Source organism: Bifidobacterium scardovii JCM 12489 = DSM 13734 (assembly GCF_001042635.1).
GTDB lineage: Bacteria > Actinomycetota > Actinomycetes > Actinomycetales > Bifidobacteriaceae > Bifidobacterium > Bifidobacterium scardovii.
Genome location: NZ_AP012331.1, coordinates 1,963,626 through 1,976,180, shown reverse-complemented (window position 1 = coordinate 1,976,180; position 12,555 = coordinate 1,963,626). Strand labels below are relative to the sequence as shown.

Annotated in this window: 10 protein-coding genes; 7 read left to right on the top strand and 3 right to left on the bottom strand. The window is 66.5% G+C overall.

All coding sequences use genetic code 11. From position 1 onward, the window contains the following. Positions 1-46 precede the first annotated feature (46 nt). The gene (locus tag BBSC_RS08215) at positions 47-2,380 is read left to right on the top strand and encodes a RelA/SpoT family protein (RefSeq protein WP_033518080.1); all 2,334 of its coding nucleotides are present in this window, start codon (positions 47-49) and stop codon (positions 2,378-2,380) included. 128 nt (positions 2,381-2,508) lie between these two features. On the opposite strand, the gene BBSC_RS08210 is transcribed toward BBSC_RS08215, so the two are convergent. Further along, the gene (locus BBSC_RS08210; protein WP_033518078.1) at positions 2,509-3,045 is read right to left on the bottom strand and encodes a peptidylprolyl isomerase; all 537 of its coding nucleotides are present in this window, start codon (positions 3,043-3,045) and stop codon (positions 2,509-2,511) included. A 60-nt stretch (positions 3,046-3,105) separates the two neighbouring features. After that, the gene (locus BBSC_RS08205) at positions 3,106-3,342 is read right to left on the bottom strand and encodes a hypothetical protein (RefSeq protein WP_374042838.1); all 237 of its coding nucleotides are present in this window, start codon (positions 3,340-3,342) and stop codon (positions 3,106-3,108) included. A 379-nt stretch (positions 3,343-3,721) separates the two neighbouring features. On the opposite strand from BBSC_RS08205, the gene BBSC_RS08200 reads away from it, so the two are divergent. Then, entirely contained in the window at positions 3,722-4,426 is a 705-nt protein-coding gene (locus BBSC_RS08200) for a response regulator transcription factor (RefSeq protein WP_144414454.1), read from the top strand. Next, on the top strand, positions 4,423-5,823 hold the full coding sequence (locus BBSC_RS08195) for a hypothetical protein (RefSeq protein ID WP_156102372.1): 1,401 nt from the start codon (positions 4,423-4,425) through the stop codon (positions 5,821-5,823). Before BBSC_RS08200 ends, BBSC_RS08195 begins: the two co-directional genes overlap by 4 nt. A 5-nt stretch (positions 5,824-5,828) precedes the next feature. On the opposite strand, the gene BBSC_RS08190 is transcribed toward BBSC_RS08195, so the two are convergent. Further along, complete coding sequence (locus BBSC_RS08190) at positions 5,829-6,662, bottom strand: Cof-type HAD-IIB family hydrolase (RefSeq protein ID WP_046726186.1); 834 nt, start codon at positions 6,660-6,662, stop codon at positions 5,829-5,831. Between the two features lie 231 nt (positions 6,663-6,893). On the opposite strand from BBSC_RS08190, the gene BBSC_RS08185 reads away from it, so the two are divergent. The 4 genes from BBSC_RS08185 to pflA all read left to right on the top strand — a co-directional run bounded on the left by BBSC_RS08185 (position 6,894) and on the right by pflA (position 12,483). Continuing rightward, a complete protein-coding gene (locus tag BBSC_RS08185; RefSeq protein WP_033518072.1) occupies positions 6,894-8,591 on the top strand; it encodes an NAD+ synthase in 1,698 nt (565 codons plus the stop codon). A gap of 60 nt (positions 8,592-8,651) precedes the next feature. Further along, complete coding sequence (locus BBSC_RS08180) at positions 8,652-8,921, top strand: hypothetical protein (RefSeq protein ID WP_033518148.1); 270 nt, start codon at positions 8,652-8,654, stop codon at positions 8,919-8,921. Between the two features lie 106 nt (positions 8,922-9,027). Continuing rightward, entirely contained in the window at positions 9,028-11,400 is a 2,373-nt protein-coding gene (pflB, locus tag BBSC_RS08175) for a formate C-acetyltransferase (protein WP_033518070.1), read from the top strand. 201 nt (positions 11,401-11,601) lie between these two features. Next, positions 11,602-12,483: a pyruvate formate-lyase-activating protein gene (gene pflA / locus BBSC_RS08170; protein WP_033518069.1), complete on the top strand. Its 882-nt coding sequence runs from the start codon at positions 11,602-11,604 to the stop codon at positions 12,481-12,483. Positions 12,484-12,555: the final 72 nt, after the last annotated feature.

The following is a 12,555-nucleotide window of genomic DNA, read 5'->3' as shown; positions in this document are numbered from 1 at the left end:
TTCGGTGACACGGGTAGGATAGGGTCATACACGAGGGAGGTGGATCATGGCGAATGCCGAAAACGACTACGCGGCGGCGCGTATGTTGGGATGTGAAATCAGCGATGATCCATTGAATCCGCTCAAGCCGATCATCGAGGCGTGCCGGGTGCATCATCCGTCCGAGGACATGTCGATCCTCGAGCGCGCCTACCGGCGCGCGGTCACCCAGCATGCGCCGCAGCGCCGCAAATCGGGTGAGCCCTACATCATCCACCCGCTCGCCGTGGCGCAGATCCTCGCCGATCTGGGCATGGGGCCGATCGTCGTGGCCGCCGGGCTCCTGCACGACACCGTGGAGGACACCGACTACACGCTCGACGAATGCCGCGCCGAATTCGGCGATACGGTCACCGGTCTGGTGGACGGCGTCACCAAGCTGTCGAAGATGGAATACGGCGACTCCGCGCAGGCCGAGACGATCCGCAAGATGGTCGTGGCGATGAGCCGCGACGTGCGCGTGCTCGTCGTCAAGCTCGCCGACCGCGTGCACAACGCGCGCACCTGGCGCTACGTGAAGACCGCCGGCGCCATCAAGAAGGCGCGCGAGACGCTCGACGTGTACGCGCCGCTGGCCAACCGCCTCGGCATGAACGCGATCAAGACCGAGCTCGAGGAGCTCAGCTTCAAGGTGCTCTATCCGAAGATCTACAACGAGATCGTCGTGCTGGTGGCCCGTCGCGCCGGGCAGCGCGACGTGTACCTCAAGCAGATCCTCAGCGAGATCAACGAGGATCTCGACGCGCAGCACATCAAGGCGTACGTGACGGGCCGGCCGAAGGACTACTTCTCGATCTACCAGAAGATGATCGTGCGCGGCCACGATTTTTCGAACATCTACGATCTGGTCGGCGTGCGCATCATCGTCGACACGATTCAGGACTGCTATGCGGCGCTCGGCGCGGTGCATGCCCGGTGGAGCCCGGTTCCGGGGCGCTTCAAGGACTACATCGCCATGCCGAAGCTCAACATGTACCAGTCGCTGCACACGACGGTCGTCGGGCCCGGCGGCAAGCCGGTGGAAATCCAGATCCGCACGTGGGACATGCACCGGCGTGCCGAGTTCGGCATCGCCGCGCACTGGAAGTACAAGGAGAACGGCCAGGCCGGCCGTGCGCTGAGCTCACCCGACAAGTCGGACCTCAAGCGGGGCGGCGGCGACAACCAGGAGCTGTCCGAGGCCGACAACCTCAAGTGGATCCAGCAGCTCGCCGACTGGACGAGCGAAACCCCCGACTCCAACGAGTTCCTCGGCTCGCTCAAGGAGGACCTTGGCGCGGCCGAGGTGTACGTGTTCACGCCGAAGGGCAAGATCGTCTCGCTGCCCGCGCAGGCCACGCCGGTCGACTTCGCGTACGCCGTGCACACCGAGGTCGGCCACCGCACCATGGGCGCGCGCGTCAACGGCCGCCTGGTGCCGCTTGACACCAAGCTCGAGAACGGCGACACCGTCGAGGTGCTCACCTCCAAATCGGAGACGGCCGGCCCGTCGCGCGATTGGCTGAGCTTCGTCAAAAGCCCGAAGGCGCGCAACAAGATCCGCCAGTGGTTCTCCAAGGAGCGCCGCACCGAGGCCATCGAGGAGGGGCGCGACGAGCTGACGCGCGCCATGCGCAAGCGCAACCTGCCGATCACCACGCTGTTGACGCCGAGCGCGCTTGTCGGAGTGGCCGACGAGCTCAACTTCTCCAGCGCCGACAACCTGTTCGCCGCGATCGGCGACGGGCAGATCTCCACGCAGAACGTCATCGCGCATCTGGTCAAGGACGCCGGTTCGGACGAGGTCGACGAGGAGGTGGAGCAGGAGGCCCTGCCGCTGCGCCAGGTCGAATCCACCAAGAAGACCACGAGCTCGCTCGGCGTGTCGGTCAAGGGTGTCGGCGACGTGTGGGTCAAGCTCGCGCGCTGCTGCATGCCGGTGCCCGGCGACCCGATCGTCGGGTTCATCACCCGCAATCAGGGCGTGTCCGTGCACCGCACCGACTGCCAGAACATGGCCGATCTGCAGCGCCGCCAGCCGGAGCGCGTCGTCGAGGTGCAGTGGACCAGCACCAAGGGCCTGTTCATGGTCAAGGTCCAGGTCGAGGCGCTGGACCGCCAGCACCTGCTGAGCGATGTGACGCGCGTGCTCGCCGACCATGGCGTGAACATCATCTCCGGCTCGCAGACCACGGGCCGCGACCGCGTGGCGATCAGCCAGTTCAGCTTCGAGATGGCCGATCCGCAGCATCTGAACCGTCTGCTCGCCGCCGTGCGCAAGATCGACGGCGTCTTCGACGTCTACCGCATCACCGGCGCGAAGGAGTCCCAGGAGCCGCGCCTGCGCAAGATGCAGCAGTAGCGGTTGCGCCTGCGCGGAGGCCGTAGATCAGCACAATGCGGGCCCGGATAGCATAACGGCTGCATACCGGGTGGTATGCAGCCGTTATGTCGGCGGGATGGCCGATATGAGCTGATGATGACCGACGATTACAGCACGTCGACCGACAGGATCATGGCCGGCTCGAGCGGCGCGTCGGAGCGGTCGGTCGGCACGGCCTCGAGCTTGTCGACCACGGCCTTGGACTCGTCGTCCGCGACCTCGCCGAAGATGGTGTGGTGGCCGTCGAGCCACGGGGTCGGCACGGTGGTGATGAAGAACTGCGAGCCGTTGGTGCCGTGGATCTTGCCGTCCATGCCGCGGCGCAGGCCGGCGTTCGCCATGGCCAGCAGGTAGGGCTTGTCGAACTTGAGATCGGGGACGATCTCGTCGTCGAAGTCGTAGCCCGGGCCGCCGGTGCCGTTGCCGAGCGGGCAGCCGCCCTGGATCATGAAGTCCTTGATGATGCGGTGGAAGGTCAGGCCGTTGTAGAACTTCTCATGGGAGGGCTTGCCGGTCAGCGGGTCGGTCCACTCCTTCTCGCCGGTGGCGAGTCCGAGGAAGTTCTTCACGGTTTCGGGGGTCTTGTCGTCGAACAGGTCGATCTTGATGTCGCCTTCGGACGTGTGCATGATGATAGTGCTCATGGTTCCCCAGTTTCCCATAGGTTCTCGACGGGCCGGCCCCGCCGCTGCCACCGATCGAATCTACCGCGCGAACACGGTGGGCGAGCCGCTCAGCCTGGACATCGCCGAGGGCGGGATGTCCCTGATGCGGTCCATCGCCTCGTCGAGCGTGGAGCCCGGATCGTCGTGCTCCGGTGCGAACCGCACCGCGTTGCTGTTGCGGACCACGCGCGCCAATGCAGGGCGCTGCTTGTGCATGAACAACATGATCGCCTCGTTTCTGCCGGTGCCGGGTATCGGCAACATCGTTGGTTCCATCCTGCCGGCCGCGGGGCCGCCGCGGTATCGGGGACACTCCTGATTACACCCCGAACCGCGCGTTTCCGCGCTCATCCGAAAGGGTGATTTCGGCGGGGCTGTCATCCTCGCAGCCGATGCGCCGCGGATGCCGTGCGGGCCTCCCGGCCGGGGCCGCGCGCCATCGCCGCATGCCGCCACCATAGACGAGAACGCGGGCCGCGGCGCCCCGGCGTCGACGCCTGATGACAGGCGCGCGCCCGATCCGCGTCCGAGCCGTCCACGTATGATGACACTAGGCGGCGCCGCGCGTCCATCCGTGCTGTACTCGGAGGTATGAACGGGCACGGTGAATCTCAACGGGGAATGGTCGCGGCTGCGCCGGGAAAGCGGGGAAATCATGAATGACGGCATGACATCGGGGGCCGCTGTGGAACCGCAGCAGGCCGGGCCGCTGCGCGTCGCGGTGGTCGACAACGACATGCTCACCGCGAAGGTGCTGGTGCAGCTGCTGCCGAAGATGTGTCGGGGCGTGGCCGTGCCGTGGTGGACCACCTCCGGCAGCGAGGCGCTGGCGAAGACGCTCGACCCGGTCTCCCGCCCGCAGATGCTGATCGCCGACATGTCGCTCGGCGAGATCAGCGGGCTGACAATCTGCCGCCGCGTGCGCGAGACGAGCGCCGACGTGCTGCTGCTCGGCGTCACCTCGTACAGCCTGAGCCACTATGCGGAGCGCCTGGTGCAGGCCGGCGCGCAGGGGCTGGCCGACAAGGCCGGCATGCAGCAGATCGTCGCGGCGGTGGACACGATACGCCGCGGCGGCACCTTCGTTCCCGCGGAACTCGCCGGCTCCGTGTCCTTCGACACCGCCGAGCGGGCCCACGAGCGGCTCAAGGCCGGCGCCCGCAAACCGGTGAAGCTGTCCGATCAGGAGTCGCGCATCATCGACATGCTGTCACGCGGCCTGACCTACGCCGACATCGCCGAACGGCTCGCCATCACGCAGGCCACGGCACGCACCTATGCGCATCGCGCCGAGGAGAAGCTCGGCGCCGCTACGCTGGCGCAGGCCGTGGCCATGTGGGTCACCGGCGAATGGGCGTGAGCATGCATCCGGCGCCCGGTCCCGTGCGCGCGCTGCGCGACGGTTGGGGAATGGTGCGGCCGCGCGGATTCCCGCAGTGGTGCGGATTCCTGTCCGTATGCCTTGTCGCGGTCGATCTGGTCGGATGGTCCAAGCCGCTGCCTGCGCAGGACCTGGCGGTGACGGTCATGACCCTGTACATGACGTTCCTGATGTGGCACAATCCGAAGGTCTCCTGCGGGGTGTTCCTGCTGATGACGGCGATCGTGTCGATGTCGCCGGATCCGAACCATGCCGTGGGCACCTCGAACATCTTCTTCATGCCGGCGGCCGGCTATATCCTGCCGTGGTGGGTCGTCTGCCTGGCCATCGTGTTCCTGGTGGCGCAGGGCGCGCTGCTGATGTCGTTCGGCATGCTGCCGTCCCTGCCCGCGGATTCCGGCGCGACCGGCGCGTGGCCGACGAGCAAGCCGGGCGAGATCCTGATGTTCGCGGCGGTGGCCGCGCTGCTGTACGTCGTGCTGTTCGGCATCGGCATGCTGATGCGCAACCGCGACGACAAGCGCGCCAGGCGCCTCGCGGAGGAGCGGCTGCGCTGGACGCACGCGAGGATGGTCAGCCGCCAGCGCGACGCCGAGCTGACGGCCGCGATCCACGATTCGGTGACCAACGACCTGTCGTATATGGCCCTGATGGCCGACCAGCTGGGGCTGATCGCCGCGACGCTGCCGCGGAACGAGGACACGGCGCTGGTCGTCGAGACCTCCAGGGCGCTGCGCGAGCGGTCGCGTCACGCCCTGCAGGCGGTGCACGAAGTCATCGATCTGCTCGAGGAGCGCGCCCCGTCGGGCGGCGTCGTGTCGAGGACCGCGCTGCAGGCCGCCGTGGAGACGCTGATGCGCGACGAGGACGCGAAACTGCGCGATATGGGCATCGAGGGGTTCGGCCGCTTCGAATCCGGCGAATCCGGCGAATCCGGAGAATTCGTGCAGTCCGGCGAATCTCATGGTTCCGGTGAGCCGGATTGGTCCGATGCCTCTGCCGGGCTGGGCATCGCGGCGAGCGTCGATGCGGCGGTGCGCGACGCGGCGATCGGCATGATCGGGGAGATCTACGCGAATCTGGTGCGGCATTGCCGCCCCCATGCGGACAATTACGTGCTGACGGTCGTCCTTGGCCGGTCGGCCCTGCGCATCGAGGAAAGCAACGGCTACGATGCGCGGCGCTCCCATGCCGAGGCTCTCGACGGCGTGCGGTCGGGGCGCGGGCTCGGGCTGCACCGTTCCGTCATCGAATCGCTTGGCGGGCTGATCGAGACGTCGGGCGCGCACGGCGTCTGGCGCATCGCCGTGACGCTGCCCTTGATCCCACCGTCCCGTCATCCGGCCGCGGCGCAACCCGGCGTTGCCTCCGTCTGACCGGGCTACAGCACGCCGAAATGCCTGAGCGCGTTCATGATGCCGTCGTGGTCGACGTTGTCGGTGACGTAGTCGGCCGCCCGTTTGGCCGGCTCGGAGGCGTTGCCCATCGCGATGCCGATCCCCGCGTATTCGAGCATCGTCACGTCGTTGCCGCCGTCGCCGAAGGCGATCGCCTGCGCGGCCGTGAGCCCGTAGTGGCGCAGGAAGCGCTTCATGCCTTCGGGCTTGCCGCCGTCGGCGGGGATCAGATCGACGAAATCCGGGTGCCAGCGCACGCCCGCGATGTTGCGGCACCGGCCGATGAGCTCCGCCTCCAGCGCGGCGTCGATGTACGGGCTGATCTGGAAGGTCTCGTGGACGGGCGTGCGTGCGTGCGGGTCATCGACGTGCACCTCGGGCGCGGTCTTGCCGAGCTGACGCCATGAGGCGCGCATCGACTCGGTCACTTGGTTGAAGTACACGTAGTCCTTCTCGCAGTAGTTCGCCACCACGTCCGGGTGCTCGTCGAGCCAGCGGGTGACGGTTTCGATGTCGTCCCTGTCGAGCGGGCGCGCCTCGAGGAAGCCGTGGTCGTCGAAGCAGTACTGTCCGTTCATGCCGACGATGCCGTCGAAGTCGACGGGCATCGTGTCGAGCACGACGCCCATGTGCGAGGGCGCGCGGCCGGTGCAGATGAAGATGCGCACGCCGCGGGCCTGCAGCGCGTGCAGCGCCTCGATCGTGGATTCGGGGATCGAGTGCGTGACGAAACTGGTGAGCGTGCCGTCGATGTCGAAGAACGCCGCCCTGATGTCGCCGCCGCGCGCGATGGCGCCGGATTCACTGTTCGCTGCCATGACAAAAACCTCCGTCCGATGGGGCGCGGCCGCCTCCGGGAGCGGCCGGCGCGCCCACCATGGGTGCCGGTCCTGCACCGCCCCCGCCTGCCGCCTTCACCGACCAGTGTAGACAATCCCGGCGAAGACCGGCCGCCAGGCCGGCGCCCGGACGATATCGGAGAGGTATCGGGGCGGCCGGCTGCGGGCGCGAAACCCGCCGGTGCCTCCGGGTGCACTAGGATAACGGGTATGACTCAGATTCGTTTCGCTCTCGCCCAAATCGACACCTGCGTCGGCGACCTCGACGCCAATGCCGACAAGATCATGCGGTACGTGCATCTCGCCGCGAAAGGCCGCGCCCAGGTGGTGGTGTTCCCCGAGATGACGCTCACCGGCTACCCGATCGAGGATCTGGCCCTGCGCCGCACCTTCCGCCAGGCCGCGTGGGACAAGGCGAACTGGCTGGCCACCGAGCTGGCCGCCGATGGGCTCGGCGACCTGTACGTCGCGGTCGGCACGGTCGGCACCGACCACGCCTCCGACAAGCCGAAGAACCGCATGGTCGTGCTGCACGACGGCGTGGTGTGGGCCGGCTACGACAAGCACTTCCTGCCCAACTACGGCGTGTTCGACGAGTTCCGCATCTTCACCGCCGGCGAACGCTCGGTGGTGCTCGACATCGACGGCGTGCGCGTCGGCGTGGCGATCTGCGAGGACATCTGGCAGGACGGCGGCCCCGTCGCCGAATTGGCCGGCCGGGGCATCGACGTGCTCATGACGATGAACGGCTCCCCGTACGAGGAGGGCAAGACGCATGTGCGCTACGACCTGGCGGTGCGCCGCGCGGACGAGGTGCACGCGCCGGTGATCTACGTCAACCAGGTCGGCGGCCAGGACGATCTGGTGTTCGACGGCGGCAGCTTCGTCGTGGACGCCGACGGCACGCTACTGGCCCGCGCGCCGATGTTCATGGAGCATCTGGGCTTCTTCGACTTCGACGCGGATGCCGAACGCCAGGGGGCCGGCGAGATCGCGCCCGAGCTCGACCCGGATGAGGAGGTGTACACGGCCTGCGTGCTCGGCCTCAAGGACTACATGGCCAAGAACCGCTTCAAGGGGGTGTGCCTCGGCCTGTCCGGCGGCATCGACTCGGCGCTTGTGGCCGCCATGGCCGCCGACGCGTGCGGCGGCGAGCACGTGCAGGGCATCTCGATGCCGAGCATGTACTCCTCGGACGGGTCCAAGGACGACGCCGCCGACCTGGCCGCCAATCTCGGCGCGAAATACGACGTGCAGCCGATCGAGCCGCTGTTCGTGTCCTACCAGAAGCAGCTGGACCTTGAAGGGGTGGCCGCCGAAAACCTGCAGGCGCGCATCCGCGGCGTCATCGTCATGGCCTACTCGAACGCGAAGGGCCTGCTGGCGCTGGCCACCGGCAACAAGTCCGAGCTCGCCTGCGGTTATTCGACGATCTACGGCGACGCGGTCGGCGGCTACGCGCCGATCAAGGACCTGCTCAAGACCCGCGTCTGGGAGCTGTCCCGTTGGCGCAACAAGGCCGCGGCGGCGGGCGTCGGCATCGGCGGTCTCGGCATCGTCGGCAACGAGCGGAGTGGCGCCGGCACGCCGTTGCCGGGCGGGGTAATGATCCCGGTCAACTCGATCGAGAAGGCGCCGAGCGCCGAACTGCGCCCCGGGCAGAAGGATTCCGACTCGCTGCCCGAATACGCGCTGCTCGACCAGGTACTCGCCGCGTACATCGAGCATGCGCACGGCCGCGCCGACCTGCTCGCCGACGGCTTCGACGCCAAGACCGTCGATACGGTGATGCGCCTGGTCGACCGCGCCGAGTGGAAGCGCCGCCAGTACCCGCTGGGGCCGAAGGTCACGGCGCTCGCGTTCGGCCGCGACCGCCGCCTGCCCATCACCAACGCGTTCCGCGAGTAGGATGTCGTACGGTCGGCCGCCGTGCGGTTGGCGCGCGGCGGCCAACGGGAGGGGATGCTCATGAGCGACAAGGAATGGTATTTCAACACGGTGGCCGAACAGCCCGAGCAGGGCAAGGTCTCGCCGATCAGCCACCGCATGGGGCCGTACCGGACGCGCCAGGACGCCATCGACGCGTGGCGGATCGTCAAGGAGCGCAACACGACGTGGAACGAGGCCACGCGCCAGTGGAACCGGTGGGGCAAGACCGGCGCCGACGGCGACCCGTATGACGACGATTCCTACGACGACGGCCTCGACGGCGATGATGTGAGCGATAACAAAATGTGAGATAGCTCACGTTGTGAATCAGCCTTTTCCCAGCTTGGCTCAACTACCATGGGGAGATGTAAGGAGACGGCGTGAAGATGCGCCGCCTACGACACCAAGGAGTGACATGACAGCAGTTGACAATGCAGTGTCTCAGGAAGAGCTCGAGGCCAAGGCCTGGGCAGGCTTCACCGAGGGCAACTGGCAAAAGGACATCGACGTACGTGACTTCATCCAGAAGAACTACACCCCGTACACCGGCGACGAGTCCTTCCTGGCTGACGCTACCGACAAGACCAAGCACCTGTGGAAGTACCTCGACGACAACTACCTGGCCGTCGAGCGCAAGCAGCGCGTCTACGACGTGGACACCCACACCCCCGCCGGCATCGACGCCTTCCCGGCCGGCTACATCGATTCCCCGGAGGTCGACAACGTGATCGTCGGCCTGCAGACCGACGTGCCGTGCAAGCGCGCCATGATGCCGAACGGCGGCTGGCGCATGGTCGAGACGGCCATCAAGGAAGCCGGCAAGGAGCCGGATCCGGAGATCAAGAAGATCTTCACCAAGTACCGCAAGACCCACAACGACGGTGTCTTCGGCGTCTACACCAAGGACATCAAGGTCGCCCGCCATAACAAGATCCTCACCGGTCTGCCGGACGCCTACGGCCGCGGCCGCATCATCGGCGACTATCGCCGCGTGGCCCTGTACGGCCTCAACGCGCTGATCAAATTCAAGCAGCGCGACAAGGACTCCGTGCCGTACCGCAACGACTTCACCGAGCCGGAGATCGAGCACTGGATCCGCTTCCGCGAGGAGCACGACGAGCAGATCAAGGCCCTCAAGCAGCTGATCACCCTCGGCAACGAGTACGGTCTGGACCTGACCCGCCCGGCCCAGACCGCCAAGGAAGCCGTGCAGTGGACCTACATGGGCTACCTCGCCTCCATCAAGAGCCAGGACGGCGCCGCCATGTCCTTCGGCCGCAACTCCGCGTTCTTCGACGTGTACTTCGAGCGTGACCTCAAGGCCGGCCTCATCACTGAGACCGATGCCCAGGAGATCATCGACAACATCGTCATGAAGCTGCGCATCGTCCGCTTCCTGCGCACCAAGGACTACGACAACATCTTCTCCGGCGATCCGTACTGGGCGACCTGGTCCGACGCGGGCTTCGGCGGCGACGGCCGCCCGATGGTCACCAAGACCTCGTTCCGTCTGCTCAACACGCTGACCCTCGAGCACCTTGGACCCGGCCCGGAGCCGAACATCACGATCTTCTGGGATCCGAAGCTGCCGGAAGGCTACAAGCGCTTCTGCGCCAAGATCTCGATCGACACCTCGGCCATCCAGTACGAGTCCGACAAGGAGATCCGCAACCACTGGGGCGACGACGCCGCCATCGCCTGCTGCGTCTCCCCGATGCGCGTCGGCAAGCAGATGCAGTTCTTCGCCGCACGCGTGAACTCCGCCAAGGCGCTGCTCTACGCGATCAACGGCGGCCGCGACGAGATGACCGGCATGCAGGTCATCGACAAGGGCGTCATCGAGCCGGTGGCCCCGGAGGCCGACGGCACGCTTGACTACGAGAAGGTCAAGGCCAACTACGAGAAGGCTCTCGAGTGGCTGTCCGAGACCTACGTCAAGGCCCTGAACATCATCCACTACATGCACGATAAGTACGCCTACGAGTCCATCGAGATGGCGCTGCACGACAAGGAAGTGTACCGTACGCTCGGCTGCGGCATGTCCGGCCTGTCGATCGCTGCCGACTCGCTGTCCGCCGTCAAGTACGCCAAGGTGTACCCGATCTACAACAAGGACGCCAAGAACCTCGAGGGCCACGAGTACGAGTACGTCGAGGGCGCCGATGACGATCTGGTCGTCGGCTACCGCACCGAGGGCGACTTCCCGGTTTACGGCAACGACGACGATCGCGCCGACGACATCGCCAAGTGGGTCGTCTCCACCGTCATGGGCCAGGTCAAGCGCCTGCCCGTGTACCGCGGCGCCGTCCCGACGCAGTCCATCCTGACGATCACCTCCAACGTGGAGTACGGCAAGAACACCGGTTCCTTCCCGTCCCGCCACAAGAAGGGCACCCCGTACGCCCCGGGCGCGAACCCGGAGAACGGCATGGACTCGCACGGCATGCTGCCGTCGATGTTCTCGGTCGGCAAGATCGACTACAACGACGCGCTGGACGGCATCTCGCTGACCAACACGATCACCCCCGACGGCCTCGGCCGCGACGAGGAGGAGCGCATCGGCAACCTGGTCGGCATCCTGGACGCCGGCAACGGCCACGGCCTCTACCACGCGAACATCAACGTGCTGCGCAAGGAGACCATGGAGGACGCCGTCGAGCACCCCGAGAAGTACCCGCACCTGACCGTGCGCGTCTCCGGCTACGCGGTGAACTTCGTCAAGCTCACCAAGGAGCAGCAGCTCGACGTCATCTCCCGTACGTTCCATCAGGGCGCCGTCACCGACTGATGACGTCATGATGCCGGCCCCGCGAGGGCCGGTCCGCGCGACCGCATTGGCGCATGATACGGCCCCCGCCGGTGGGGCTGTCAGCCGCGGGCTGATTGGGGGTTCCGGCGCCTTGAGCGCCGCCCCGGTCGGCCTGTGCCGACAGCCCCGTCCGGCGGGGGCCGACATTTGTTGTAAGGCTGTATGCCAAGGAGGACAGCGATGCCCGTAACACTCACGTTCCGTACCACGACCCGGCATATGCTCAAGGAGTCGAAGACCTATGCCAGTCAGACGCTGATGGGGGGACTCTCCGGATTCGAATCGCCCATCGGCCTGGACCGGCGCGACCGCATCGGCGCACTGAAAACCGGCGACATCGGCTTCGTGCACTCCTGGGACATCAACACCTCCGTGGACGGCCCGGGCACCCGCATGACGGTTTTCATGTCCGGCTGCCCGCTGCGCTGTCAGTACTGCCAGAATCCGGATACCTGGAAGATGCGCGACGGCCAGCCGGTGTACCTCGACGCGATGATCAAGAAGGTCGACCGCTACAAGGACCTGTTCAAGGCCACGCGCGGCGGTATCACCTTCTCCGGCGGCGAGTCGATGATGCAGGCGGCCTTCGTCTCCCGCGTGTTCCGCGCGGCCAAGGAGATGGGCGTGCACACCTGCCTCGACACCTCCGGGTTCCTCAACACCAACTACACCGACGAGATGATCGACGACATCGACCTGTGCCTGCTCGACGTCAAGTCCGGCGACGAGGAGACCTACCACAAGGTCACCGGCGGCCTGCTGCAGCCGACCATCGACTTCGGCCAGCGCCTCGCCAAGGCCGGCAAGAAGATCTGGGTGCGTTTCGTGCTCGTGCCGGGCCTGACCGACTCGGAGGAGAACGTCGAGAACGTCGCGCGGATCTGCGAGAGCTTCGACGGGGCGGTCGAGCACATCGACGTGCTCGGATTCCACCAGCTCGGCCGCCCGAAGTGGCACGAGCTGCGCATTCCGTACCCGCTTGAGAACCAGAAGGGCCCGAGCGCCGCGCTCAAGCAGCGCGTCGTCGAGCAATTCCAGTCCCACGGTTTCACTGTGTACTGAAGTTGCCGTTGTCTGTGCGTTATTCGTCCTGTCGGTTTATTTTGTAAATGGTTGATGGCCGACCGATCCTCC

Excerpts from the sequence above, each read along its gene's own strand:
- BBSC_RS08200 (WP_144414454.1), top strand. The coding sequence starts at position 3,722 with ATGAATGACGGCATGACATCGGGGGCCGCTGTGGAACCGCAGCAGGCC.
- BBSC_RS08190 (WP_046726186.1), bottom strand. The coding sequence starts at position 6,662 with ATGGCAGCGAACAGTGAATCCGGCGCCATCGCGCGCGGCGGCGACATC.
- BBSC_RS08210 (WP_033518078.1), bottom strand. The coding sequence starts at position 3,045 with ATGAGCACTATCATCATGCACACGTCCGAAGGCGACATCAAGATCGAC.
- BBSC_RS08215 (WP_033518080.1), top strand. The coding sequence starts at position 47 with ATGGCGAATGCCGAAAACGACTACGCGGCGGCGCGTATGTTGGGATGT.
- pflA (WP_033518069.1), top strand. The coding sequence starts at position 11,602 with ATGCCCGTAACACTCACGTTCCGTACCACGACCCGGCATATGCTCAAG.
- BBSC_RS08180 (WP_033518148.1), top strand. The coding sequence starts at position 8,652 with ATGAGCGACAAGGAATGGTATTTCAACACGGTGGCCGAACAGCCCGAG.
- pflB (WP_033518070.1), top strand. The coding sequence starts at position 9,028 with ATGACAGCAGTTGACAATGCAGTGTCTCAGGAAGAGCTCGAGGCCAAG.
- BBSC_RS08185 (WP_033518072.1), top strand. The coding sequence starts at position 6,894 with ATGACTCAGATTCGTTTCGCTCTCGCCCAAATCGACACCTGCGTCGGC.
- BBSC_RS08205 (WP_374042838.1), bottom strand. The coding sequence starts at position 3,342 with ATGGAACCAACGATGTTGCCGATACCCGGCACCGGCAGAAACGAGGCG.